The sequence below is a fragment of the Nonomuraea diastatica genome (assembly GCF_004349015.1).
In the GTDB taxonomy this organism is placed as follows: domain Bacteria; phylum Actinomycetota; class Actinomycetes; order Streptosporangiales; family Streptosporangiaceae; genus Nonomuraea; species Nonomuraea diastatica.
Genome location: NZ_SMKP01000166.1, coordinates 1 through 24,896 on the forward strand (window position 1 = coordinate 1; position 24,896 = coordinate 24,896).

20 protein-coding genes and 1 pseudogene are annotated in these 24,896 nt (G+C 70.6%); 7 read left to right on the top strand and 14 right to left on the bottom strand.

The window, feature by feature from the left end; translation table 11 throughout:
* On the bottom strand, positions 1 to 620 hold a 620-nt coding region (locus tag E1294_RS39885; RefSeq protein ID WP_132516153.1), incomplete at its 3' end, for a TetR/AcrR family transcriptional regulator.
* A 77-nt stretch (positions 621 to 697) separates the two neighbouring features.
* Here E1294_RS39885 and E1294_RS39890 point away from each other — a divergent pair.
* From E1294_RS39890 to E1294_RS39900, 3 genes are all read left to right on the top strand, one after another.
* Complete coding sequence (locus E1294_RS39890) at positions 698 to 1,654, top strand: NAD(P)-dependent alcohol dehydrogenase (protein WP_132516167.1); 957 nt, start codon at positions 698 to 700, stop codon at positions 1,652 to 1,654.
* A 71-nt stretch (positions 1,655 to 1,725) separates the two neighbouring features.
* Positions 1,726 to 2,163 (top strand): alcohol dehydrogenase catalytic domain-containing protein, encoded by a 438-nt coding sequence (locus E1294_RS39895; RefSeq protein ID WP_165977731.1) that lies wholly within the window; start codon positions 1,726 to 1,728, stop codon positions 2,161 to 2,163.
* On the top strand, positions 2,051 to 2,713 hold the full coding sequence (locus E1294_RS39900; RefSeq protein WP_132516155.1) for a zinc-binding dehydrogenase: 663 nt from the start codon (positions 2,051 to 2,053) through the stop codon (positions 2,711 to 2,713). Before E1294_RS39895 ends, E1294_RS39900 begins: the two co-directional genes overlap by 113 nt.
* A gap of 43 nt (positions 2,714 to 2,756) precedes the next feature.
* On the opposite strand, the gene ilvC is transcribed toward E1294_RS39900, so the two are convergent.
* From ilvC to E1294_RS39925, 5 genes and pseudogenes are all read right to left on the bottom strand, one after another.
* A complete protein-coding gene (gene ilvC / locus E1294_RS39905; RefSeq protein ID WP_132516168.1) occupies positions 2,757 to 3,740 on the bottom strand; it encodes a ketol-acid reductoisomerase in 984 nt (327 codons plus the stop codon).
* A gap of 23 nt (positions 3,741 to 3,763) precedes the next feature.
* Entirely contained in the window at positions 3,764 to 4,288 is a 525-nt protein-coding gene (gene ilvN / locus E1294_RS39910; RefSeq protein ID WP_132516156.1) for an acetolactate synthase small subunit, read from the bottom strand.
* A gap of 114 nt (positions 4,289 to 4,402) precedes the next feature.
* Positions 4,403 to 6,148 (bottom strand): annotated as a pseudogene (locus E1294_RS39915) (acetolactate synthase large subunit); the annotation flags it as partial.
* 199 nt (positions 6,149 to 6,347) lie between these two features.
* Positions 6,348 to 9,011, bottom strand: coding sequence for a putative bifunctional diguanylate cyclase/phosphodiesterase (locus E1294_RS39920; protein ID WP_425465253.1), 2,664 nt, complete (start codon positions 9,009 to 9,011; stop codon positions 6,348 to 6,350).
* A gap of 200 nt (positions 9,012 to 9,211) precedes the next feature.
* A complete protein-coding gene (locus E1294_RS39925) occupies positions 9,212 to 10,051 on the bottom strand; it encodes a 2-hydroxyacid dehydrogenase (protein ID WP_246083635.1) in 840 nt (279 codons plus the stop codon).
* A gap of 109 nt (positions 10,052 to 10,160) precedes the next feature.
* Here E1294_RS39925 and E1294_RS39930 point away from each other — a divergent pair, with 109 nt between their 5' ends.
* Complete coding sequence (locus E1294_RS39930; protein ID WP_425465252.1) at positions 10,161 to 11,237, top strand: PQQ-dependent sugar dehydrogenase; 1,077 nt, start codon at positions 10,161 to 10,163, stop codon at positions 11,235 to 11,237.
* A gap of 28 nt (positions 11,238 to 11,265) precedes the next feature.
* Here the strand turns inward: E1294_RS39930 and E1294_RS39935 are convergent, their stop codons facing one another.
* The 3 genes from E1294_RS39935 to E1294_RS39945 form a co-directional block, all read right to left on the bottom strand.
* Complete coding sequence (locus E1294_RS39935; RefSeq protein WP_132516160.1) at positions 11,266 to 13,257, bottom strand: VanW family protein; 1,992 nt, start codon at positions 13,255 to 13,257, stop codon at positions 11,266 to 11,268.
* 92 nt (positions 13,258 to 13,349) lie between these two features.
* Entirely contained in the window at positions 13,350 to 14,012 is a 663-nt protein-coding gene (locus tag E1294_RS39940) for a response regulator (protein WP_181958630.1), read from the bottom strand.
* A complete protein-coding gene (locus tag E1294_RS39945; RefSeq protein ID WP_246083636.1) occupies positions 14,009 to 15,589 on the bottom strand; it encodes an ATP-binding protein in 1,581 nt (526 codons plus the stop codon). Before E1294_RS39945 ends, E1294_RS39940 begins: the two co-directional genes overlap by 4 nt.
* 178 nt (positions 15,590 to 15,767) lie before the next feature.
* Here E1294_RS39945 and E1294_RS39950 point away from each other — a divergent pair, with 178 nt between their 5' ends.
* From E1294_RS39950 to E1294_RS39960, 3 genes are read left to right on the top strand one after another with little or no spacing between them, the layout of a single operon-like run.
* Complete coding sequence (locus E1294_RS39950) at positions 15,768 to 16,736, top strand: Bug family tripartite tricarboxylate transporter substrate binding protein (protein WP_132516161.1); 969 nt, start codon at positions 15,768 to 15,770, stop codon at positions 16,734 to 16,736.
* The gene (locus E1294_RS39955) at positions 16,736 to 17,221 is read left to right on the top strand and encodes a tripartite tricarboxylate transporter TctB family protein (protein ID WP_132516162.1); all 486 of its coding nucleotides are present in this window, start codon (positions 16,736 to 16,738) and stop codon (positions 17,219 to 17,221) included. The genes E1294_RS39950 and E1294_RS39955 overlap by 1 nt, the downstream gene beginning before the upstream one ends.
* Complete coding sequence (locus E1294_RS39960) at positions 17,222 to 18,742, top strand: tripartite tricarboxylate transporter permease (RefSeq protein WP_132516163.1); 1,521 nt, start codon at positions 17,222 to 17,224, stop codon at positions 18,740 to 18,742.
* A gap of 94 nt (positions 18,743 to 18,836) precedes the next feature.
* Here the strand turns inward: E1294_RS39960 and gatB are convergent, their stop codons facing one another.
* The 5 genes from gatB to E1294_RS39980 form a co-directional block, all read right to left on the bottom strand.
* On the bottom strand, positions 18,837 to 20,324 hold the full coding sequence (gene gatB / locus E1294_RS39965) for an Asp-tRNA(Asn)/Glu-tRNA(Gln) amidotransferase subunit GatB (protein WP_132516172.1): 1,488 nt from the start codon (positions 20,322 to 20,324) through the stop codon (positions 18,837 to 18,839).
* A gap of 2 nt (positions 20,325 to 20,326) precedes the next feature.
* The gene (gene gatA / locus E1294_RS39970; RefSeq protein ID WP_132516164.1) at positions 20,327 to 21,817 is read right to left on the bottom strand and encodes an Asp-tRNA(Asn)/Glu-tRNA(Gln) amidotransferase subunit GatA; all 1,491 of its coding nucleotides are present in this window, start codon (positions 21,815 to 21,817) and stop codon (positions 20,327 to 20,329) included.
* Between the two features lie 58 nt (positions 21,818 to 21,875).
* Positions 21,876 to 22,175, bottom strand: coding sequence for an Asp-tRNA(Asn)/Glu-tRNA(Gln) amidotransferase subunit GatC (gene gatC, locus E1294_RS39975; RefSeq protein ID WP_132516165.1), 300 nt, complete (start codon positions 22,173 to 22,175; stop codon positions 21,876 to 21,878).
* Positions 22,176 to 22,296: 121 nt separating this feature from the next.
* Entirely contained in the window at positions 22,297 to 22,440 is a 144-nt protein-coding gene (locus E1294_RS53440) for a hypothetical protein (protein ID WP_165977733.1), read from the bottom strand.
* A 213-nt stretch (positions 22,441 to 22,653) separates the two neighbouring features.
* Positions 22,654 to 24,726: a putative bifunctional diguanylate cyclase/phosphodiesterase gene (locus E1294_RS39980; protein ID WP_132516166.1), complete on the bottom strand. Its 2,073-nt coding sequence runs from the start codon at positions 24,724 to 24,726 to the stop codon at positions 22,654 to 22,656.
* Positions 24,727 to 24,896: the final 170 nt, after the last annotated feature.

Here is a 24,896-nt window from a genome sequence, read left to right on the forward strand (position 1 = left end):
GGGCCGGTGGGGCCGGGGTCGGCGCGGAAGGCCTGCAGCAGGTAGGCGACATGCCGCCGGGACGCGGCCAGCCTGGCCTCAGGAGGGCCGGTGGCCAGACCGCCGTTCGCCATGAGCAGCAGCGTCAGATCCGACCGGTCGAAGTCGGCACGCAGCCGCCCGGCCGCCTTCGCCCTGCGCACCAGCTCGGCGAAGCTCCGTTCGGCGCGCACACGCACGTCCTCGGCGCCTTCCACGGCGGAGAACCGCGTCAGGAGCGCCACGCTGAAGCCGCGCTCGACCACCTGCATGGTGGCCACCTTCTCGATGAACGTGCGAAATCCCCGCCAGGGGTCGGGGTCGGCCAGCGACTCGTCGACGGCCGAGGCGCACACGCTCAGCTCGTCGGCGAACACCTCCACGATCAGCGACTCGCGCGTGGGAAAGCGACGGTAGAGGGTGGCGACGCCGACACCGGCACGGCGGGCGATCGCGGCCATCGGCACGTCGAGACCGCGAGCGGCGAACGCCTCGCGGGCGGCTTCGAGGATGCGGTTGCGGTTGTGCAGCGCGTCGGCGCGAAGCCCAGCCGTGACCGAGCCCGCCGCGGCAGGCCGCATCCGAGAGGAAGCAGCAGGCATGTTTCTCACATTAGTCCACAGCGGATCGGCTACTGCGTTTCCCGCCTAGCCTCGCGAGCATGCGGACAGCGAAAGAGATGCGTGCGGCCCTCTACGACCGGTACGGCCCGCCGAAGGTCCTGTACGAGGGCACGGTGCCGGCCCCGGCCCCCGGGCCGGGCGAGGTCCTGGTCCGGGTCCACGCCACCAGCGTGAACGGCGGCGAGATCCATGGCCGCGCGGGCAGGGTGCGGGTCGTGACGGACCTCGTGGAGCGCGGGTTCCCGAAGCGCATCGGGATCGACTTCGCCGGCGAGGTGGCCGCCCTGGGCTCACCCATGTCCGGGCTCAAGGTCGGCGACCGGGTCTGGGGCGGGCTGCCGAGGGTGTTCGGCGCCGCCGCCGAGTTCGTGGTCGTACGCCCCCGGTACCTGGCCTTCGCCCCGGACGGGCTGGATCTCGTGCGGGCGGCGGCCCTGCCGGGCGTGGGCACGACGGCGATCACAGCGCTGCGGGACAAGGCCCGGCTCACATCGGGCGAGCGGCTGCTGGTGCGCGGCGCGAGCGGCGGCGTCGGCCACATCGCCGTCCAGCTCGGACACGCGTACGGCGCGCACGTCACCGCGCTCGCGGGCGGTCGGAACCTCGGCTTCGTCCGGGAGCTCGGCGCCGACGAGGCCTTCGACTACGCCACCACCGGGCCGGGAGACCTCGGCGAGTTCGACGTCGTGCTGGACACGGTGGGCACCGGCATGGCCGCCTACCGGCGGCTGCTCGCGCCGGGCGGGCGCATGGTGTCGATCGCGTTCGATCTGGGCAACGTGGCGGGGTCGCTGGCGTACATGCTCGCGTCGGCCGTGTTCGGCTCGCGGCGGGTGCGCGCCTTCAGCGGCAAGCCCACTCACGAGCTGTTCGCCGACCTGACCCGGCTGGTGGAGAGCGGCACGATCCGGCCCGTCGTCGACACGGTCTATCCGCTCTCCCGCATCGCCGAGGCACACCGCGCCCTGGAGGCGGGCGGCGTACGCGGGAAGCTGGTCGTGGAGATCGGGTAGCCGCCCTCGGCAGCGCTCGGGCGTGATGCTAACTTGTCGCACTTCCCACCGCATCAATGCTGGAGGACGTCATGCGCGCTGTCGTGGTGCAACAACCGGGCACGGTCGATGCCCTCGAACCGGGAGAGGTGCCGGCGCCCGCTCCCGGCTCGGGAGAGATCACCATCGAGGTGGAGTACGCCGGGGTGGGCTTCGTCGACACGTTGTTCCGTGCCGGCGCCTTTGACTTCCCCACGCCCTTCATCCCCGGCATCGAGGTCACCGGCCGGGTGCGCGAGGTCGGGGACGGCGTGACCGGCTTCGAGGCCGGGCAGCCGGTCGGCGCGCTGCTCAACGACTTCGGCAGGGCGCCACGGGCCGGCGGCTACGCCGAGGTGGCGACCGCCCCACGCCTCCATGGCCGCGCCCATCCCCGAAGGCGCCGACCTGGCCCGCATCGCCGCCGCGCTGGTGAACGGGGTGACCGCCTGGCTGGCGCTGCACGACCTGGCGCGGCTCTCCGCCCATGACGACGTCGTGGTGCTGGGCTCCAGCGGTGGCCTGGGCGGCGCGGTGTGCAGGCTCGCCGCCGTCCATCCCGCCCGGCGGGTGATCGGCGTGGTCGGCAGCGCGGCCAAGCGGCCGTCGGCCCCGGCCGAGTGCACCGCCGTGGTGCTCGCCGAGGACTTCGAGAGCTCGATCGACCGGCTGACCGGCGGCCGGGGCGCGGACATCGTCATCGACCCGGTCGGCGGGCGGCTGCGGCGGCAGGCGTTCGACCGGCTCGCGCCCTTCGGCCGGCTGCTGGTGCTCGGCAACGCCAGCGGCGAGGACACGCCGCTGTCCGGCGACTCGATCTGGCTCGGGTCGAGCAGTGTGATCGGGCTCAGCGTGGGCGGCGTCGCGCACCTGGTGCCGGGGAAGGTGAGCGAGGCCACGGCGGCCATCGTCGACCTGGTGCACAGCGGTGTGCTGAACGAGCCCGCCCCGGCCGTCCTACCGCTGGAGCGCGCCGCGCGGGCCCACACGGAGCTGGAGAACCGCACCGCGCCGCCCAAGACGGTGCTCAAGGTGCGCTGAGGCGCCGGGCGGGCTCCACCCCGCCCGGCGGCCCCAAGGGGTTTCAGGCCTTCAGCCAGCTCATCATCGGGCGGAGCTTGGCGCCGGTCTTCTCGATCGGGTTGTCGGCCAGCTCCTGGCGCTTGCGGTGGAACTCCTTCTGGCCGCCGTCGAACTCCTCGACGAGCTGCCGGGCGAAGGTGCCGTCCTGGACCTCGGCGAGGATGCGGCGCATCTCCTGGCGCGCCTCGTCGCCGATGACGCGCGGGCCGCGGGTGTAGCCGCCGTACTCGGCGGTGTCGGACACCGACCAGTACATCTTCGACAGGCCGCCTTCGTACATGAGGTCGACGATCAGCTTCATCTCGTGCAGGCACTCGAAGTAGGCGACCTCGGGCTGGTAGCCGGCCTCGATGAGCGTCTCGAAGCCCGCCTTGATCAGCTCGGACACGCCACCGCACAACACGACCTGCTCGCCGAACAGGTCGGTCTCGGTCTCCTCCTTGAACGTCGTGCGCAGCGCGCCGGCGCGCGTGCCGCCGATGCCCTTCGCGTACGACAGCGCCAGGTCGAGCGCCTTGCCCGAGGCGTCCTTCTCCACGGCCACGAGGACGGGCACGCCGCGGCCCGCCTCGAACTGGCGGCGCACGAGGTGGCCCGGGCCCTTGGGCGCGACCATGCACACGTCGACGCCCTCGGGAGCCTCGATGAGGCCGTAGCGGATGTTCAGGCCGTGCCCGAAGAACAGCGCGTCGCCCTCGACGAGGTTGGGAGCCACGTGGTCGGCGTAGAGCTGGCGCTGGATGTGGTCGGGAGCCAGGATCATCGTGAGGTTGGCCTCTTCGACCGCCTCGGACGGCGTGACGACGCGAAGGCCGTCGTTCTCCGCCTTCTCGCGGCTCTTGGAGCCCTCCGGCAGCCCGACGCGCACGTCGACGCCGGAGTCACGCAGGGAGAGCGCGTGGGCGTGGCCCTGGCTGCCGTACCCCAGCACGGCCACGTGGCGCCCCTGGATGATCGACAGGTCGGCCTGGTCGTCGTAGTAGATCTCGGTCACTTGCTCAAAACCTTTCAGGCGGTACGGTCCAGTGCCCTGAGGGACCGGTCGGTGATGGAACGGGCGCCGCGGCCGATGGCCACCATGCCCGACTGAACGAGTTCTTTGATGCCGAACGGCTCGAGGACCTTCACGAACGCCTCGAGCTTGTCGGTGGTGCCGGTGACCTCGATGGTCACGGCGTCGGCCGCCACGTCGATGCAGCGGGCCCGGAAGAGCTGGACGAGCTCCAGCACGTGGGAGCGGCTGTCGGCGTCGGCCTTCACCTTGATCAGCATCAGCTCGCGCTGCACGGACTGCGACGTGTCGAGCTCGACGATCTTGAGCACGTTCACCAGCTTGTTGAGCTGCTTGGTGACCTGCTCGAGAGGCAGCTCCTCGACGCTGACCACGATCGTCATCCGCGAGATGTCGTCGTGCTCGGTCGGCCCGACGGCCAGCGAGTCGATGTTGAAGCCCCGGCGGCTGAACAGCGCGGACACCCGCGCGAGCACGCCCGGCTTGTTCTCGACAAGCACGGAGAGGGTGTGACGGCTCATTGGTCGCTCACCACTCCTCGTTCGCTCCGCGGGCGCTCCTCCGTCGCGACCACTCCGCTTCGCGACGCACTCTGCTGACTGGCTCGCTCCGCTCGCGAGGCGTCGGGTTCGCTCCTAGTCATCCTCGTTCTCCCACTTCGGCGCCATGTCACGGGCGATCTTGATGTCGTCGTTGCTGGTGCCCGCCGCGACCATGGGCCAGACCATGGCGTCCTGGTGGACGACGAAGTCGACCACGACAGGAACGTCGTTGATCTCCATGGCCTTCTCGATCGTCGCGTCGACGTCTTCTGGACGCTCGCAACGCAGGCCCACACAACCATAAGCCTCGGCCAGCTTGACGAAGTCCGGGATGCGGCGCGTCGTCTGCAGGTCGGTGTTGGAGTAGCGCTCGTCGTAGAAGAGCGCCTGCCACTGGCGGACCATGCCGAGGTTACCGTTGTTGATGACGGCGATCTTGACCGGCACGCCCTCAAGGGCACAGGTGGCGAGCTCCTGGTTGGTCATCTGGAAGCAGCCGTCGCCGTCGATGGCCCACACCGTGGCGTCGGGGCGGCCCATCTTCGCGCCCATCGCGGCCGGCACGGCGAAGCCCATGGTGCCCAGGCCGCCGGAGTTGATGAACGAGCCAGGCTTCTCGTAGCCGATGAACTGCGAGGCCCACATCTGGTGCTGTCCCACGCCTGCCACGTAGTAGGCGTCGGGGCCCGCGATGGCGCCCAGCCGCTCCATCACGTATTGAGGCGCCAGCGAGCCGTCCTCGAACGTGTCGTAGCCCAGCGGGTAGGTCGCTTTGTAGCCGTTGAGCACCGTCCACCAGTCGGCGTAGTCGCCGCGCTCGCCCGACGCCTGGATCGTGCTGACGAGGTCGCTGATGACCTCTTTGCAGTCACCCACGATCGGGACGTCGGCGTGGCGGTTCTTCGAGATCTCCGCCGGGTCGATGTCGGCGTGCACGATCTTCGCGCGGGGCGCGAACGACGGCAGGTGGCCCGTCACCCGGTCGTCGAAGCGCACGCCCAGGCCGATGATCAGATCGGACTGCTGCAGCGCGCCGACGGCCGAGACGCTGCCGTGCATCCCCGGCATCCCCATGTGCTGGGGGTGGCTGTCGGGGAAGGTGCCCCTGGCCATCAGGGTGGTGACGACCGGGATGGTGGTCAGCTCGGACAGCTCCAGCAGCTCGGCCGACGCGCCCGCCTTGTGCACGCCGCCGCCGACGTACAGGACCGGGCGCCTGGCCTCGGCGATCAGCTTGGCGGCCTCGCGGATCTGCTTGGAGTGGGGTCTGGTCACGGGGCGGTAGCCGGGCAGCTGCATGGTCGGCGGCCACTGGAACGTGGTCTCCGCCTGCAGCGCGTCCTTCGAGATGTCGACGAGCACGGGGCCTGGCCGGCCGGTCGAGGCGATGTGGAAGGCCTCCATGATCGTACGCGGGATGTCCGCGGGATCGGTGATCAGGAAGTTGTGCTTCGTGATCGGCATGGTGATGCCGGAGATGTCGGCTTCCTGGAAGGCGTCGGTGCCGATGGACCCGCTCGCCACCTGACCGGTGATCGCCACGATCGGCACCGAGTCCATGTACGCGTCGGCGATGGGGGTCACCAGGTTGGTGGCGCCGGGGCCGCTGGTCGCCATGCACACCCCGACCCGGCCCGTCGCCTGCGCGTAGCCCTCGGCGGCGTGGCCGGCGCCCTGCTCGTGGCGTACGAGGACGTGCCGGACCTTGGTCGAGTCGTAGAGAGGATCGTAGGCCGGCAGAATGGCGCCGCCTGGGATCCCGAACACTGTGTCGACGTCCATGTGCTCCAGCGCCCTCACCAGGGACTGCGCACCTGTCATGCGTTCGGTCATCGGCTCGTTCCTTGCGTGGCTACTCGCTTAAGGACATAAAAAAGGCCCCGTCCCACCGGGGAGGTGGGCCTGGGGCGGCGCGCAGGTCGTCGTGCTTCGCTATCGGCCTGCGCGCCGGCGAAGTACTACGAGAATCTCACTGCGAAGCATGGCTTACACGATAGCCGCTCCGAACGCCCCAGTGTCAACTTGGTGGACACATGTCTCAAACGGTGAGACTCGTCCGCATCAGGGAGTCGACCCCGCGGGCCGCCATGGGCCGGGCCACCAGGAAGCCCTGCCCCCGCGTGCAGCCCATCTGCTTGAGCAGCTCAAGCTGCTCGGGACGCTCGATGCCCTCGGCCACCACGATGAGCCCGAGGTCGTGGCCGAGCCGCACGATCGTGCTCGTGAGCAGCGTCAGCGTGTCGTCCTTGCCGAGCCCCGACACGAACGACGGGTCGATCTTGATCATGTCGACCGGGAGTTGCCGGAGGAAGGCCAGCGATGCGTAGCCGGTGCCGAAGTCGTCGATGGCCAGGCGCACGCCGAGCGCGCGCAGCTCGGACAGCCGCTTGATGGTCTCCTCGGCGTCTTCGACCAGCATCTCCTCGATCACTTCAAGGGTGAGTGCGGAGGCGGGCAGCCCGCTCTCGGCCAGCGCCTCCTCCACGGTCTCGACGAACCGGGGCGCGGTGATCTGGCGGGCCGACAGGTTGAGCGACAGGCCGATGTCCCAGGACTCGGCCCGCCAGGCGGCCACCTCGCGGCACGCCTCGCGCAGGATCCACTCGCCCAGCGGCACGATCAGCCCGGTGTCCTCGGCAGGGCCGAGGAACTGCTCAGGCGGCACGAACACCGACCCGCGCCACCACCGCACCAGCGCCTCGACCGCGGTCACCCGCGACGTGGCGAGGTCGACCACCGGCTGGTATTCGATCGCGAACTGCTGGTCGATCAGGGCCCGCTGCAGGTCGGCGGCCAGCTCCAGGCGGCGCACGACGTCGGCGTGCATCTGCGCGGCGAACACCTCGACCCGCCGCCCGCCGAGCTCCTTGGCGCGTGCCATGGCGACGTCGGCGTTGCGGATGAGGTCGCCCGCGGGCATGTCGTCCTCGGTGAAGGCCACGCCCACGCTGGCGGTCAGGGCCACGTCGCGGTCGGCGACGCGGAACGGCTCCTGCGAGACCGCGCGGACGAGCCGCTCGGCCAGGTCGACCGCGAGCTGCGCCTCGCCGCCCGTCTCCACCAGCACCGCGAACTCGTCTCCGCCCCACCTGGCCAGCGTGTCGTCGGCCCGCACGGCACCGCGCAGCCGCCTGGCCGCCTGGCCGAGGAGGTAGTCGCCGCTGGCGTGGCCGACGGAGTCGTTGACCGAGGTGAACCCGTCGAGGTCGAGGAAGATGACCGCGGTGTTGGCTCCTCCGGTGCCCGGCGTGCGGCCGGAGAGCACCTCACGGGTGCGCTCTTCGAAGTAGGCGCGGTTGGGCAGCCCGGTGACGCCGTCGTGGAAGGTCAGGTGAGCGACCTGGTTGCGCAGGGCCTCCTCGTCGCTGACGTCTCTGGTGGTCACCAGCATCAGCTCGTCGCCGCTCACGTGGCGAGTGGCCACGGACTCGGTGGGGCGCCAGGTGCCGTCGGAGGCCCGCACCCGGCACGCGATCAGGCAGGCGCCGGGCGAGGCGCTCTCCTCGTCGAGGTGCATGGCCCGCATCGCGACCTGGATGCCGGGCACGTCTTCCGGGTGGATGTAGTCGAAGATCGACCCGCCCACCAGCTGGTCGGGGTGGTAGCCGTAGGTGGCCTCGACCCCGGCGCCGATCTCGCGCACCACGCCCTCGTAGTCGCACAGGAACACCACGTCACCGGTGCTCTCCGCCAGCTCCCTGAGCTGCCGCTCGCCGAGCTTGACCAGGCCGCGCAGGCGCAGGTTGGTCGCCGACACCACGAACAGGCGCACGAGCAGGAGCAGCACGACGGAGACGGCGACCACCACGACGCCGGTGACCGCCGGCCCCTTCGGCCCGCCCGCCAGGTGCGCGAGCAGCGTGCAGGCCGCGATCGCGACCAGCGCCAGCGGGACCACGCCGATCACGCCGGACACGGCGGGCCCGCCCGCCTGCCTGCCGCGAGGACCCCACGGGACGGCGGCCAGGAGCAGGAACGCGACCGGCGCGAGCATGACGCTCCAGAGCGGCGCGTCGCCGCCGTCGAGCCGCGCCACCGCGACCGTCAGGCCCGCCACGGTCATGGTGGCGAGCACGCCGACGCCGGCCAGCCCGAGCAGCCATGAGGTGGCCTTGCTGGTGAGCACGGACGGGATCACGGCGAACGTGACCAGCAGCGCGATCATCGGCGGCAGCATCACGAACGTGAAGGCGGCGGGGTCGGCCGCGTTGGCGTAGACGTGGCGCAGCGCCACCACCCAGCCGATCAGGAAGAGCGAGGCGGCGCACAGATAGGCATCGGTGACCTGCCGTAAAACGGCTCTGACCGGGAACTTGCGGTCGGCGGCGATCAGCGCGCCACCGGCCGTGACACCGGTGCCGAGCAACACGAACATGTCGGCGAAGCTGACCACGAAGCTCTCGGCGAAGGGACGCAGCGCCACACCGGCGGCCCAGATGACGGCGCCGCCGCCCATCCAGCGCGCGCCCATCGCCATGGGGCGATGCGCGGCCGACTTCACCGAGGCGATCAGCAGGGCGGTGGCGGCGGCCAGCGCCGCGAGCCCTCCCGCGACCGCGCCGGTGAGCAAGGGCTGACCGCCCGCGAGAAGCGCGGCGGCGAACGCCACCGCGCCGGCCGCCGCCGCCGCGGTCAGCGGCACCCGTGGATCACGCCAGCGGATCACAGTCGTTGCCCATCCCGTCTCGTCCTCTGCGCCCATGACCGCCGAAGCCCGGCGGACCACGTCGCCAGTGTGTGCGGTTGTGGGTGCGCGGGTGGTGACAACGCCGTTGTCGTCACCGATCTGATAACCACACGGACCAATTGCTGCCAAGAGCGCCTTGACAGTGAGTCAGGAACTCCCTGCAAACGTAACGCTACGCACCGAAGGTCACGGACCAGCCACGTTCCGGGATCCTCTCAGTACGTGTCGGTTATGACATTGATCAGCTGCTCACCTGCGAGATAACGCTCCAGCTGGGCCCGGATGAGGCGGAGCACGCGCCGCTCGGACGCGGGGGTGCTGCCCGCGACGTGAGGGGTGATCAGCACGCCCGGCGCGCTCCAGAGGGGGTGGCCCTCCGGCAGCGGCTCCGGCGCCGTCACGTCCAGCGCGGCGCGCAGTCTACCCGTTTTCAGCTCGGCGATCAGGGCGTCGGTGTCGACGATCCCGCCCCGGGCGGCGTTGACGAGCACGGCGCCGTCCTTCATGCGGGCCAGGAACGCGGCGTCCACCATCCCGGCCGTGTCGGGCGTGGCGGGCACGAGCAGCACCACGACGTCCGCCGCCGGCAGCAGCGCGGGCAGGTCTGCCATGCCGTGCACGCCGTCGCGGGCGGTCCTGGCCACGCGTACGACCTCGACCTCGAACCCGGCGAGCCGCCGCTCCAGCGCCGCCCCGATGGAGCCGTAGCCGACGATCAGCGCGGTCGAGTCGGCGAGGACGCCGGTGTGGTGGTAGGTCCACTCACGCCTGCGCTGCGCGTCCACGAACCCGGGGAAGTCGCGCACCACCGCCACCATCGCCCCGACCGCCCACTCCGCGGTCCCCGCGTCGTGCACGCCACGCGCGTTGCACAGCGTCACGCCCTCAGGGATGTGCGGACGGTACGGCTCCACCCCCGCGGTCACGGTCTGCACGAGCCGCAACGAGCTCATCCGCGCCATCGTCTCCCGCACGCCGGGCACGGTGGCCAGCGGCGGGATCCAGACCTCCACCTCCTCGACGCCTTCCGGCATCGAGGTCGTGCTGTTGTACACGGCGCATTCGACCCCAGACAGGCCGGAAAGAACATCAGCCGCCGAATCTGACGGAACCCAGGTCTTCATGCGGAAAACCTTACGACTCCCGCTCCGTACTCCGGGAAGGATGGAACCCATGCGGAAACTCTGCGCGACCCTGTCGCTGACCGTCCTGCTCACCGGGATCACCGGCTGCTCCGGCAGCGGCGGCGCGGTGCTCCCGACGGCCGCCGTGTCGGCCTCGGGGCCGTCCGCCGCCGGCGCCCCCAAGGACGTGGCGACCGGGCTGGCCGTGCCGTGGGCGATCGCGTTCCTGCCCGGCGGCGACGCCCTGGTCACCGAGCGTGACACCGCCCGGCTGCTCCGGGTCGCCGGTGACGGCAAGGTGAGCGAGCTGGGCACGATCGAGGGCGTGACGCCGGACGGCGAGGGCGGCCTGATGGGGGTCGCGGTCAAGGACCAGCACGTCTTCCTGTACTACACCGCCGCCGAGGACAACCGGATCGTCCGCTACCGGCTGTCCGGAGACGCGCTCAGCGACCGTCGGGTGCTCGTCCAGGGCATCCCCAAGGGCGGCATCCACAACGGCGGCAGGCTGGCGTTCGGCCCCGAGGGTCACCTGTACGCCTCCACCGGCGAGACCGGCGACCGTGACCTCGCCCAGCAGCGCGACTCCCTCGCGGGCAAGATCCTGCGCATGACCGTGGACGGCGCGCCCGCCCCCGGCAACCCGTTCGGCACGCTCGTCTACAGCTACGGCCACCGCAACGTCCAGGGCCTGGCGTGGGACGACTCGGACCGCCTGTACGCCTCCGAGTTCGGCGCCAACGCCTACGACGAGGTCAACCTGATCCAGCCGGGCGCCAACTACGGCTGGCCCGAGGTCGAAGGCCGGGGCGATGACGAGCGGTTCGTGAACCCGATCCTCACCTGGTCGACCGACGAGGCCTCGCCGTCCGGCCTGGCGTACGCCGGTGGTTCGCTGTGGGTGGGGGCCCTGCGCGGGGAGCGCCTGTGGCAGGTGCCGCTCGGCTCTGACGGCGCCGCCGGCCGGCCGGTCGCCCACCTCACCGACCGCTACGGCCGCCTCCGCGCGGTCACCACCGCCCCTGACGGGACCGTGTGGGTGGGCACCAGCAACAAGGACGGCAGGGGTTCGCCGCGGGAAGGCGACGACCGCATCCTGTCCGTTCCCACCTCGTGACCAGGGCCGTTCGCTGAGGCGGCGCGCCTCACGACGCGGTGCAGGTGGTCTGGGGCTGCGGACGGTACTTGGTGGTCAACTTGTCGTCCTTCTTGACCACCCGGCCGTCCTTGTGGAACACCCGCGTGACGTCGATGGTGAATCCCTGAGCGCCCGTCGTCGGCAGGCAGCCGGGCTCGTTGCTGGTCTCGCGCCGGAACTGGGTGAGGTCCCGCCGTTCCGACTCGATCGCCTCGATCTTGTCGTACCGCTCGGTGCCCCAGAGCGCCACCGTCACCGACGTCTGCGTGAACGCGGTCTTGATCAGCACGCCGTTGTCCGAGTCGTTGCGCCACTTCAGGTCCGACTCCGGATAGAGCAGCACGACGTCACGCCCGGCCGGGAACTGGTCGGTGTAGTAGTCCATCGGCTTGTGCTCGACGTCCTCGAGCCCGCTGAAGTACGCCGCGTTGTACATCGTCGTGGCGAACTGCGAGACCCCACCGCCGACGATGTTGACCAGGCGCCCGCCCACGGTCTCCGCCGCTTCGACGTACCCGTCCTCGAGGGTCCGCTCGCCCACGACATCGTTGATCGAGAACGTCTCGCCCGGCTTGACGATGTGGCCGTCGAGCTCCTCCGCCATGCGCTGGATGTTCTTCGCGCGCGGCTGGCAGCAGGCGAAGTTCGTGGTGAAGGTGGCGAGGGTCTCCTTGATGCCGAGGCCGCGGATCTCCGAGGTCGCGACCGTGGGGGCGACGGCGCCCAGCCGCACCGGGATCGTCCGGTCGCCGCCCTCGGCGAACACCTTCTCGGCGTCCCTGGCCAGCAGCTTGTCGTTCACGCCCCGGCCGGTGCGGGCGGGCACCAGGACCGGCTTGCCGTTCACGATCTCGTACGTGGCGTCGCGCGGCTGCTGCGCGGCGGAGACCAGGTCGCTCTCCACGTCGGCGAGCACCGCCTTGGCGGCGAACTGCGGCGCGAGCCCGCCGCTGCCGTCGGAGGCGAAGGACAGGTTGGCCGCGATCGCGGCGGGCGAAACCTGCGCCTGCTTGCCGTCGAGGGTCAGCGTGATGGGGGCGGCGACGGCCTGTTTCGCCCTGGTCATGGCCGACCTGACGGCTTCCGGGGTGGTGACGGGCTTGGACGGCCTCAGGGTGAGCACGACGGAGCCGCCGCCCCGCAGGAAGGCGTCGCCGATCCTCTTCACGGCGTCGTCCCTGTCGAGCAGCACGCCGTCCTGCGGCTGGCGGGCCTTCGGCGTCAGCCCGGAGAAGGCCACCCGGCCCTCCTGCGCGCGCTTGTCCACGGACTCGGCCAGGCCCTCGACGGTCCTGGTGAGCTGGGAGGTGTCGATGTTGATCTTGGGTTCGAGCTCGGTGGTGCCGGTCAGGCCGCGCCACACCTCCTGCGGGCTGGGAAAGCCGCTGGGCGCCTGGCCGATGGTGCCGACCACGTCGAGCTCCAGCCCGGCCTCGTCGGCCTGGATGGTGTCCTTCTTGCCGCCGATGTCGGCCACGACCGGCTTGCTCAGCTGGGCGGCAAGCTCGGTGCGCAGTTTGTCGGCCGCCTGTGTGACGGTCAGTCCGCCGATGTCGACCCCCGACACGCGGGTGCCGCGCAGCACACTGCCGGACATGAGCACGGCGGGCACGACGTACGCCAGCACGGCGAGCAGCAGGAGAAGCGTGAGCAGCCCCGGCAGGAGGCGCCGTTTGCGCGGCTCGGGCTCGAAGGCGGGCGGGTGTTCGCGCGGGCTTTCCTGGCCGAACACGGGAGCGGGCCGGCCCGAGTCCTTGCCCGCCATCGGCCACGGCTGCGCCGGTGGCGGGGCTGGGGGCAGCGCGCCGCCCGAGGGACCGCCCGAGGCATTCGGGGATTGGGCCTGCCGGGGCTCCTGTCGTTCCGGCGGTCCGAAGATGTCCCGGGAGACCCCCGGCGGCAGCCCTTCGATCCGCGGCTTCTTGGAGACGCTCGACGTGGGCAGTGGCACCGAGGCGAACGGGTCGGTCGGTGACTCGATCGGTCCGGCGTTTCGCACGCCTCAACCTCCTCCCGGTCCGCAGCCAAGTCTCAGGCAACAGTAAGGCACGCGGATCCGCATATGTCACGGGAAATGACTACGGAAGTGTGTCAACCTAGCCACCGGTAGCGATGTTCCGGACGACCGGCCGTGCCGTAACGCGGCCGGAGTTCGGCCTGCCCTGCCGCGCAAAGGTGTTCGAGATAACGACGGGCGCTCACCCGTGACAGGCCCGTGAGCTGGGCGGCCTCGATGGCCGACAGGTCGCGGCCCGCCTCCCGCAGGCTGTCGGCGACCAGCGCGCACGTGGCCGGGGACAGACCTTTGGGCATGGGAGCCGCGGTCATGGGCGTGCCGAAGAGCCGGTCGACGTCGTCCTGGCGGGCCTCGCGGCCGAGGGCGGTGATGCGCCTGCGGGTGTCGGCGTACTGCTGGAGCCGCTCGGTCAGCGCGGTGGCGGTGAACGGCTTGATCAGATAGTTGACCGCGCCGCCGCGCATGGCCTCCTTGACCGTGGGCACGTCGCGGGCCGCGCTGATCATGAGGACGTCCACGTCGTTGATCGCCTTGAGCACCTCGAGCCCCGACATGTCGGGCAGGTAGATGTCGAGCAGCACGAGGTCGGGCCGCAGCTCCGCCGCCGCGGCCAGCGCGCCGGCCCCGTTGTGGGCGACGGAGACGACGCTGAACCCCGGCACGCGGGACACGTAGCCGCTGTGGATCCGCGCGACCATGAAGTCGTCGTCGACGACGAGCACCCTGATGTCGTTCACGAGCCCGCCCCCGCCCGCTCTCCGGCCGCCGGGAGGAGAGCGGTGAAGACGGCGCCGTCCGCGTTCGTCACCCGCACCCAGCCTCCTCTGCGCAGGCACACCTGCCGGGTCAGGGCCAGGCCGAGACCGCGCGGCCCCGACTGGGCGGCCTTGGTCGTGAAGCCCTCCCTGAAGACCTCCTCCACCAGGCCGGGAGCGATGCCGGGGCCCGAGTCGCCGACACGCACCCGCAGCCCGTCGTGATCGGCCTGCACCGACACCTCGATCGTGCCCTCGGCGCCGTCGAGCGCGTCGATGGCGTTCGCGACCAGGTTGCCCACCACCAGCACCGCGTCCTGCGGGTCGCCGAGCAGGCCGACCGGCACGGTGGAGCGGTCCGACAACACGAGCGTGGCGCCCCGCTCGGCCGCCTCCGCGGACTTGGCCAGCAGCAGCGCGGCCAGGGTCGGGTCCTGGACCCGCTCGCGCAGACCGGCCGCGTACGAGCCGCCGGTGGTGCGGGTGATGAAGCCGATCGCGGCCTCGTGCTCGCCCAGCTCCAGCAGTCCGACGACGGTGTGCATGCGGTTGGCGAACTCGTGTGCCTGCGCCCGCAGCGCCTCGGTCGCGCTGCTGGCGTCGTCGAGCTCGCGGGCCAGGCGGACGAGTTCGGTGCGGTCGCGCAGGGTCACCACCCAGCCGCGGTGGTGGCCGCGTACGGAGACCGGGGTGCGGTTGAGCACCAGCACGCGGTCGCCGTGCAGCACGACGCGGTCCTCGCCGGGGTCGGCGCCTCCGAGCACGTCGCGCATGCGCTCGGAGACCGGCATCTCGGTCAGGTCGGCACCCACGTCGCCCAGCAGCTCGCGGGCGGCGTCGTTGACCAGAGTGACGCGCCCGTTGAGGTCGAGCGCCAGCACGCCCTCCTTGACGCCGTGCAGCACACCCTCGCGCTGCTCCAGCAGGGCGGCGATCTCGCGCGGCTCCAGGCCGAACGTCTGGCGGCGCACCCGCGCGGTGATCAGCGCGGCCAGCGCGAGGCCGGCCAGCAGGACGGCGAGCGCCGTCCAGATCAGCGGCGGCAGCGCGTCGACGACCTGGCTGATGACCGTGGTCTCCAGCACGCCGACCGAGACCAGGCCGATGATCTCGCCGTATTCGTCGCGGATGGGCGTCTTGCCCCTGACCGTGGTGCCGATCGTGCCGGTCTCCTTGCCGACCCAGCTCCGGCCCGTCCTGAGCACCGTGCTGCCGTCGGTGGACAGCTGCTTGCCGATCAGCGAGGCGTTGGGGTGGGCGTAACGTTTCTGGTCGGTGTTGGCGATCACGACGTAGTCGGCGCCGGTCTCCTGCTGGACGCTCATGGCCAGCGGTTGCAGCACCGTCTCCGGGCCGCTCAGCTTGAACGCCTCCCGGACCTGCGGAAGCGCGGCCACCGACTGCGCGATCGCCAGTGCCCGTTGCTGGTGGAGCGAGGCCAGCTGATCACGCGTGTGCTCGGCCCACACGCCTCCGGTGCCCCCCACGGCGAGCAGCACGATCACCATCTGGAGCGCGAACAGCTGGGTCCCGAGTGAGGCTTCACGAACCCGTCTCACGGGCACATGGAAACAAATCGAGGTCACGGCCAGGTCGCGGGGCGCACCGCCGCCCGGCGGGCCATGGACGCGCGACCAATACGACCACTATGACGGCAACCGTGCAAAGGGTCGACTCCGGAGGGTAGGGGCTTCACGATCCGGGTTTTATCACTGTGAAACCCTTCTTGGAGTGATCATGCGCTTGCGCGTATTCGCCGCCCTCGCGGCACTCTCCCTTGGCGCACTGACCGGCTGTGGCGAGACGACGGGCACGTCCGCGAGCTCGCCGTTGCGGATCATGGCCCCGGCGGCGCCCGGTGGCGGCTGGGACCAGACCTCCCGCATCGCCGAGCAGGCCATCAAAGCGGCCGACCCGCAGCGCAAGGTAGAGGTGTACAACGTGCCCGGCGCCGGAGGCACCATCGGCCTGGCCCAGCTCGCCGGCGAAAAGGGCAACGGCAACCTGCTGATGACCATGGGCCTGGTCATGGTGGGTGCCATCGAGCAGAACAAGTCGAAGGTCACGCTGGCGGAGACCACGCCCATCGCCAAGCTGACCGAGGAGTACGAGATCATCGTCGTACCGGCCGCGTCGCCCTACAAGACGCTGGACGACATGGTGGCGGCCTGGAAGGCCGACCCGTCGAAGGTGTCCATCTCCGGCGGGTCCGCGGGCGGCACCGACCACATCGTGGCCGGTCTGATGGCCAAGGCCGCGGGCATCGACCCCAAGCAGGTCAACTACATCGCCCACTCGGGCGGCGGCGAGGCGCTCAACGAGCTGCTCGGCAACAAGGTGAGCGCGGGCATCTCGGGCGTGGCCGAGTTCGCCGAGCACGTGAAGTCGGGCAAGCTGCGCGCGCTGGGCGTCACTTCGGGCGAGCGGCTGCCGGACCTGGACGCTCCCACGCTGAAGGAGGCCGGGCTCGACGTCGAGCTGGCCAACTGGCGCGGCTTCGTCGCCCCTGCCGGGCTCTCCGACGCCGACAAGAAGGCGCTGACCGACCTGGTCACCAAGATGCACGACGCGCAGCCGTGGAAGGACGCGGTGGCCAAGAACGGCTGGATCGACTCGTTCCAGACGGGACAACAGTTCGCCGACTACCTGGCCGCCGAGCAGACCAGGGTCAAGGCGATCATCGCTGAAATGGGGCTCGTCTCCTGATGGCCCGCTGGTGGCGGCCCGAGCTCGGGCTGGCGCTCGTCGTGCTGGTGCTGGGCGTGCTCGTCGTCGTCGGGACGCTCGACGTCTCCGCCGCGGCCTCCCAGCTCGGCCTCGGGCCGCGCTTCTTCCCCATGCTGGTGGGCGGCGCCATGGTGCTCATCGGCCTGTTCTACGTGGCCGACGTCGTACGCGGCGGGCGGGGCGACCCCGAGGAGAGCGAGGACGTCGACGTCGACGCGCCCGCCGACTGGCGCAGCGTCGGGCTGGTCAGCGGGATCTTCCTGGCGTTCAGCGTGCTGCTGAACGTGCTCGGCTGGATCATCGGGGCGAGCCTGCTCTTCTTCGGCCTCGCCGTGGCCCTCGGCGCCGAGGACAAGCTGCGCGCCGCCGTGATCGCGGTGGTCGTGGGGATCACCACGTACCTGCTGTTCGTCAAAGGGCTCGGCGTGTCGCTGCCCGGCGGGCCGCTGACGGGAGTGATCTAGGTGGAGTCGCTGCAGCTCCTCCTCGACGGCTTCGCCGCCGCGCTCACCCCGGTCAACCTCATGTACGCGCTCATCGGCGTCACGCTCGGCACGCTCGTCGGCGTGCTGCCCGGCATCGGGCCCGCGATGACCGTGGCGCTGCTGCTGCCGATCACGTTCACGGTGCCGCCGGCCAGCGCGTTCATCATGTTCGCCGGCATCTACTACGGCGGCATGTACGGCGGCTCCACCACCTCCATCCTGCTCAACACGCCGGGCGAGTCCGCCTCCATGATCACGGCGCTGGAGGGCAACAAGATGGCCAGGCGGGGCCGGGCCGCCCAGGCGCTGGCCACGGCGGCCATCGGCTCGTTCGTGGCCGGGACGATCGCGACCGCGCTGCTGGTCGTGGCGGCGCCCGCCGTGGTCAGCTTCGCGATCTCGTTCGGCCCCGAGGACTACTTCGCGCTGGCCGTCCTCGCGTTCACCGCCGTGTCGTCCGTGTTGTCCCGCTCGGTCGTACGCGGCCTGGCCTCCCTGGGGCTCGGCCTGGTGATCGGGCTGATCGGCATCGACCAGCAGACCGGCCAGGCACGGCTCACGCTGGGCATCCCGCAGCTGCTCGACGGCATCGACGTGGTGATCGTGGCGGTCGGGCTGTTCGCGCTCGGCGAGTCGCTCTACGTGGCCTCGCGGCTGCGCCACGCCATGCCCGAGGTGGTGCCCGTGGGCCGGGCGTGGATGGGCCGCTCCGACTGGGGACGCTCGTGGCTGCCCTGGCTGCGCGGCACCGCGCTGGGCTTCCCGTTCGGCGCGCTGCCCGGCGGGGGCGCGGAAATCCCCACCTTCCTGTCGTACGCGGCCGAGAAGCGCCTGGCGCGCGGCGTGGCCCGCGAGGAATACGGCAAGGGCGCGATCGAGGGCGTCGCCGGCCCCGAGGCGGCCAACAACGCCTCCGCCGCCGGCACCCTGGTCCCGCTGCTCACGCTGGGCCTGCCCACGTCGGCCACGGCCGCGATCTTGCTGGCCGCCTTCCAGCAGTACGGGCTCCAGCCCGGGCCGCAACTGTTCGACCACAACCCCGCGCTGGTGTGGGGCATGATCGCCTCGCTGTTCATCGGCAACGCGATGTTGCTGGTGCTCAACCTGCCCATGGCGCCGTTGTGGGCGCGCGTGCTGCGAATCCCCCGCCCGTACCTGTACGCCGGGATCATCCTCTTCGCCGCGCTCGGGGTCTATGCCGTGAACGGCACCGTGGTGGACCTGTTCGTGCTCTATGTGCTCGGCCTGCTCGGCTACGCCATGCGGCGCTTCGGCCTGCCGGTCGCCCCTGCGGTGATCGGCATGATCCTGGGCCCGATGGCGGAGATCCAGCTCCGCAGGGCACTGGCCATCGGCGCGGGCGACGCGAGCGTGCTGGTGCGCAGCCCGATCGCGGTCGTGCTGCTGGTGCTGGCGCTCCTCGCCCTGCTCACGCCGCTGCTGCGGAAGGCGCTGGCCCGGCGTGACGTCGAGACGGTCACGCCGTCCCGCAACGAGTGACCGTACGCGCCACCCGCCAAGCACCGGCAGCGCACCGGCAACGTAGCGGGCCCCGCCACGGGAGCGGCGGGGCCCGGTGACCGTGAGACGCCGGTTACTCGGAGACGCCGAGCTTCTCCAGGATCAGCTGCCGGGCGCGGGCCGCGTCGGCCTTGCCCTTGCTGGCCCGCATGACGCCGCCCACCAGCGCACCAGCCGCGGCGATCTTGCCGGAGCGCACCTTGTCGGCCGCGTCGGCGTTGTCGGCCAGCACCTGGTCGATGATCGCGGACAGCTCTCCCTCGTCGTTGACGATCTGCAGCCCGCGCTTCTCCACCACCTCGTCGGGCGTGCCCTCGCCGGCCAGCACGCCTTCGAGCACCTCGCGCGCCAGCTTGTCGTTGAGCGCGCCCGAGGCGACCAGCTCGGTCACGCGGGCGATGTCGGCAGGGGTGATGGGCAGGTCGGCCAGCGGGGTGCCGGTCTCGTTGGCACGCCGCGCCAGCTCGCCCATCCACCACTTGCGCGCGTCCGCGGGCGGGGCCCCCGCCGCGACCGTGGCCTCGACCAGGTCGATCGCGTCGGCGTTGTGCATGGCCTGCATGTCGAGGTCGGACAACCCCCACTCGTCCTGCAGCCGCTTGCGCCTGACCGACGGCAGCTCGGGCAGCGCCGCCTTCAGCTCGGCCACCCAGTCCGGGTCGGGCGCGATCGGCACCAGGTCGGGCTCGGGGAAGTAGCGGTAGTCCTGCGCCTCCTCCTTGGACCTGCCGGACGTGGTGGTGCCGGTGTCCTCGTGGAAGTGGCGGGTCTCCTGGACGATCTTCCCGCCGTCGGTGAGGACGCCCGCCTGCCGCTCGATCTCGCTGCGGACGGCCCGTTCGACGCTGCGCAGCGAGTTGACGTTCTTCGTCTCGGTGCGGGTGCCCCACTCGGACGCGCCACGCGGCATGAGCGAGACGTTGACGTCGCAGCGCAGCGAGCCCTCCTCCATGCGCACGTCTGAGACGCCCAGCGAGCGCATGATCTCGCGCAGCTCGGTGACGTAGGCCCTGGCCACCTCCGGCGCGAGCCTGTCGGTGCCCGGGATGGGCTTGGTCACGATCTCGACGAGCGGGATGCCGGCCCGGTTGTAGTCGACGATCGAGTAGTCGGCCCCGTGGATGCGGCCGGTGGCGCCGCCCACATGGGTGGACTTTCCGGTGTCCTCCTCCAGGTGCACCCGCTCGATCTCGATCCGCACGGTCTTGCCGTCGACCTCGACGTCGACGTAGCCGTCGAAGCAGAGCGGCTCGTCGTACTGCGAGATCTGGTAGTTCTTCGGCATGTCCGGATAAAAGTAGTTTTTCCGGGCGAAGCGGCACCACTCGGCGATCGAGCAGTTCAGCGCCAGGCCGATGCGGATCGTCGACTCGATGGCCATGGTGTTGGCCGTCGGCAGCGCGCCGGGCAGCGCCAGGCAGGTCGGGCAGACCTGCGTGTTGGGCGGGGCGCCGAACGTCGTCTTGCAGCCGCAGAACATCTTCGACCTGGTGCCCAGCTCGACGTGCGTCTCCAGGCCGAGCACCGGCTCGAACGCGTCGAGCGCTTCGTCATAGACCATGGTCATAGCGAAGGGGCCTCCTTCAGCAACGGGCCGCCCCAGCGGCTCTCCAGGGCCTGCTCCACGGCGGCGCCGACGCGGTAGCAGCGGTCGTCGGCCAGCACGGGCGCCATGATCTGCAGGCCGACCGGCAGACCGTCTTCCTCGGCCAGCCCGCACGGCACCGAGATGGCCGCGTTGCCGGCCAGGTTGGACGGGATGGTGCACAGGTCGGCGAGGTACATCGCCATCGGGTCGTCGACGCGCTCGCCGATCGCGAACGCCGTGGTCGGCGTGGTCGGCGACACCAGCACGTCGACCTGCTGGTAGGCGGCCTCGAACTCGCGGGAGATGACCGTGCGCACCTTCTGTGCCTGGCCGTAGTAGGCGTCGTAGTAGCCGCTCGACAGCGCGTACGTGCCGAGCATGATGCGCCGCTTGACCTCGGGACCGAACCCGGCGGCCCTGGTCAGCGCCATGACCTCCTCCGCGCTGCGGGTGCCGTCGTCGCCGGCGCGCAGGCCGTAGCGCATCGCGTCGAAGCGCGCCAGGTTGGACGAGCACTCCGACGGCGCGACCAGGTAGTAGGCGTACAGGGCAACCGTGAACGACGGGCAGGAGACCTCGACGACCTTGGCCCCGAGCGACTCCAGAAGCTGCACGGTCTCGTTGTAGCGGGCCAGCACGCCCGGCTGGAAGCCTTCGCCGCCGAACTCCTTGAGCACGCCGATCCGCATGCCGGCGACGTCGGCGTTCCTGGCCGCCTCGACCACCGAAGGCACGGGGGCGTCGATGGAGGTCGAGTCCATCGGGTCGTGCCCGGAGAACGCCTCCTGCAGCAGCGCCGCGTCGAGCACATTGCGGGCGAACGGCCCCGGCGTGTCGAGCGAGCTCGCGAACGCGATCAGCCCATAGCGGGACGAACCACCATAGGTCGGCTTCATCCCCACGATGCCGGTCACCGAGGCCGGCTGCCGGATCGAACCGCCCGTGTCGGTGCCCGTGGACAGCGGCGCCTCGTAGGCCGCCACGGCCGCACTCGACCCACCGGAGGAACCCCCCGGCACCTTCGTCAGGTCCCACGGGTTGCGCGTCGGGTGGAAGGCGGAGTTTTCCGTCGAGGAGCCCATGGCGAACTCGTCGAGGTTGGTCTTGCCGAGAATCACCAGCCCCGCCTCGCGCAGCCGCTTGGTGACGGTCGCGTCGTAGGGCGGACGCCAGCCTTCGAGGATCTTGGACGCGGCCGTCGTCGGCATGTCACGTGTGGTGAAGATGTCTTTGTGCGCGATCGGCACCCCGGCCAGCGGCCCGAGCTTCTCACCGGCCCTGAGCCTGGTGTCGACGGCCTGCGCCTGCTCGATCGTCGTCTCGCGATCGACGTGGAGGAACGCCTTGACCTTGGGCTCCACCTCGGCCATGCGGTCGAGATGCGCCTCGGCCACCTCGACCGACGACACCTCACCCGCGGCGATCATCGAGGCCAGCTCGGCGGCGGTCTTGCGGATCAGACTCATGCGCCCTCCTTCGTCGGGCAGATGAGCCTGACAGCGCCGTGTTCGGTCGTTCGCTCTCTCATGCCTCCTCCCCGAGGATGCGCGGCACCCGGAATCGGTCGTCCTCGACGGCGGGAGCACCGGCCAGCGCCTGCTCGGGCGTCAGGGACTGTCGCACCTCGTCGGCACGGAAGACATTGGTCAGCGGAAGCGCGTGCGACGATGGCGGCACATCTTCGGCGGCGACCTCGGCCACCTTCGCGACCGCCTCGATGATGGCATCGAGTTGGGTGGCGTAGTGGTCGAGCTCGTTACCGGTGAGCGCCAGCCTGGACAACCGGGCCAGGTGTGCGACCTCGTCGCGGGTTATGGCGGACATGAGTCGTTGAACCCGTTTCGTGGATGGAGTCTTCGGACACTGCCATCCTAGAGGGCTTGACGAAGCACGCCCGAACGGTTAACTCCCTGGCAACACCGCTCCCGGGTGCGGGAGCGCGGCCTCACCCGTACAACTCCTCCAGCCCGACCCTGCGCACCGCACCGGGCAGGTCGCCGAACAAGACGATCTCAAGCATCACGAACTGGCGGCACATCTCCTCGAGGTGCGGGCCGAGCACGTGATCGCTGAATGCGAGCGAGTCCAAGAGGAAGGTCTTGCCCTGGCGACACCTCCCGCTGACAACACCGAGTTTGGGCCGCGTACCCGTGCGCTCCACGAACCTGGCCGAGCGCTGCCATGCGTAGTCCCGAGCGAAGATGCGCTCAGGCTTAGCGATCACCATGCCCCCGGTAGCGAAGAGGTACTCAGGACTGTACTTCGCGGAAGTCCATTCCTGTGTTCGCATGAATCCGCCAAGTCATGCGGTCCGGGTCACCTCAGGCGCGTAGCCGAAACCGACCTTCGGCACCGCCTCCGCGTGATCACGCAGCCAGGCAGCGGCGTCGGCAGCCGGCATGGGCTCGCAGAAAAGCCACCCCTGCCCCACGTCGCACCCCATGTCCGCCAGGCGGATGGCCACATCGTCGGACTCGACCCCCTCGGCCACCGACCGCAGGCCGAGCGAGCGCACCAGGTCGACGATCGAGCGCACGATCCTTTCGTCGTCCTCCGACTCGGCGATCCTGCGCACGAACGACGCGTCGATCTTGACCTCCGACACCGCCAGGCGCTGGAGCCTGATCAGCGAGGAGTAGCCGGTGCCGAAGTCGTCGATGGCCAGCGGGACGCCGAGTGTGGCCAGCGCCTTGATGGTCTCCTGGGTGTAGGCCTGGTCGCCGGTCAGGATGCGCTCGGTGACCTCCAGCTGGATGGCCGCGGGCGGCAGGCCGTACTTCGCCAGCCCCACCTCCAGCCGCTCGGGCAGCGCGGAGTCGAGCAGGTCACGGGCGGAGATGTTGACCGAGATCTGCACCCGCAGACCCGTGTGCCACCAGCGGGCGGCCTGCTCCAGCGCCTCGTCGATGACGTATGCGGTCAGCTGGCGCATCAGGTAGGACTGCTCGGCCAGCGGGACGAAATCGGACGGCGGGATCGGCCCGTGCGCCGGATGGCGCCAGCGCAGCAGCGCCTCGACGCCCTGGACCGCGCCGGTGCCGAGACTGACCTTGGGCTGGTAGTGCAGGCGCAGCTCGCGGTTGTCGATGGCGCGGCGCAGGTCGCCGAGGAGGCTCAGGCGCTCGGGCGAGTTCCTGTCCTTGTCGGGCTGGTAGAGCTCCACGCCCGTACGGCCCTCCTTGGCGAGGTACATCGCCACGTCGGCGCGCTGAAGCAGCAACTCGAAGTCAGGGGCGTGATCCGGGTAGAGCGCGATGCCGACGGAGCCGTCCACGTCGAAGGTCATGCCCTCCAGACGCACCGGCTCGGTCAGCGCCGCGCGCAGCCTGGCCGCGACCTCCCTGGCCGCGTGGGTGTCCCTGATCGAGGGCAACAGCACCGCGAACTCGTCGCCGCCCAGCCGAGCCACGACGTCTCCCGGACGTACGGAGTGGGTGAGCCGGTGCGCGACCATCTGCAGCAAGCGGTCGCCCACCGGGTGGCCCATCGTGTCGTTGACCTCCTTGAACCGGTCGAGGTCCAGCAGGAACAGGCCGACCCGCTCGTCCTGCCTGGCCTCGGCGAGCGCCTCCTCGGTGCTGACGATGAGCAGCTTGCGGTTGGGCAGGCCGGTCAGCTCGTCGTGCATGGCCTGGTGGTCGCGGCGCATGGAGAGCGTGGCGGTGAAGTAGACGGCGGCCAGGGGCGCGACGAAGAGCGGCACCAGCCCCGGCGAATGGCTCATGACCACGACGACCAGAGGCGCCAGGCCGAGCAGGCCGGCGTAGACGAGGCTCTGCGGGCCGACGGTGGCCTTCAGCACGCGGGTGAGCGAACGCCGCTCGTGCAGCGCGACCGCACTGCACACGAGGGTCGCCCTGGTCGCGAAGTACGCGATCCCGGCCAGCCCGATCGCCAGCAGGTTGCCGCCGCCCGGCACCCATGGCAGGGCCGGGCTCGGCACGATGCCGAACGTCCCCAGCACCACGCCCGCAGCGGTGAGCGCGAGAGTCGACTGCGCGATGTTGAACATGACCCGATGCCACGACTTGCGCGTCACCACGCCGTTCATGGCCACCGCGACCCCCTGCATCAGCACCGCGACGGGCAGGCCGAAGTGCAGGAGCACGGCGAAAGTGAACATGGTGGAGGGGTAGGTGCCGCCCACGGCCGCCGCCGAGGACACCATGACGGGCCTGAGCTCGCCCAGGATCACCAGCACGGCCAGCACCCAGAACAGCGGCGTGCGAGCGACCTCCACCAGCTCGGACATGTCGAGCCTGAGCATGGCCACCACGAGTGCGGTGAACCCGATCACGGTGATGCCCGCGAGAAACGCCCACAGCGGCGTGCCGACGCGTGGGCCGGTATCGCGGGTGTCGGTTGGGTCAGTCATCGGTAACAGAACCCCCATTAGGTCACTATGGGAGGGTACGACCTTCACCCCACTTCGCGAAACCAAGCGCGTACGTTCCGTCACTTCTCCTTTCCGACATATACCCAGAAAACACCCTGGGTAGCACGCCATGCACGCTGCGACCTCCCCACCGCCCCACACCCTCCAAC

Excerpts from the sequence above, each read along its gene's own strand:
- E1294_RS39930 (WP_425465252.1), top strand. The coding sequence starts at position 10,161 with ATGGAACCCATGCGGAAACTCTGCGCGACCCTGTCGCTGACCGTCCTG.
- gatC (WP_132516165.1), bottom strand. The coding sequence starts at position 22,175 with ATGTCCGCCATAACCCGCGACGAGGTCGCACACCTGGCCCGGTTGTCC.
- ilvN (WP_132516156.1), bottom strand. The coding sequence starts at position 4,288 with ATGAGCCGTCACACCCTCTCCGTGCTTGTCGAGAACAAGCCGGGCGTG.
- E1294_RS39890 (WP_132516167.1), top strand. The coding sequence starts at position 698 with ATGCGTGCGGCCCTCTACGACCGGTACGGCCCGCCGAAGGTCCTGTAC.
- E1294_RS39980 (WP_132516166.1), bottom strand. The coding sequence starts at position 24,726 with ATGACTGACCCAACCGACACCCGCGATACCGGCCCACGCGTCGGCACG.
- E1294_RS39920 (WP_425465253.1), bottom strand. The coding sequence starts at position 9,011 with ATGGGCGCAGAGGACGAGACGGGATGGGCAACGACTGTGATCCGCTGG.
- gatB (WP_132516172.1), bottom strand. The coding sequence starts at position 20,324 with ATGGTCTATGACGAAGCGCTCGACGCGTTCGAGCCGGTGCTCGGCCTG.
- E1294_RS39900 (WP_132516155.1), top strand. The coding sequence starts at position 2,051 with ATGGCCGCGCCCATCCCCGAAGGCGCCGACCTGGCCCGCATCGCCGCC.
- E1294_RS39955 (WP_132516162.1), top strand. The coding sequence starts at position 16,736 with ATGGCCCGCTGGTGGCGGCCCGAGCTCGGGCTGGCGCTCGTCGTGCTG.
- gatA (WP_132516164.1), bottom strand. The coding sequence starts at position 21,817 with ATGAGTCTGATCCGCAAGACCGCCGCCGAGCTGGCCTCGATGATCGCC.
- E1294_RS39950 (WP_132516161.1), top strand. The coding sequence starts at position 15,768 with ATGCGCTTGCGCGTATTCGCCGCCCTCGCGGCACTCTCCCTTGGCGCA.
- E1294_RS39895 (WP_165977731.1), top strand. The coding sequence starts at position 1,726 with ATGCGCGCTGTCGTGGTGCAACAACCGGGCACGGTCGATGCCCTCGAA.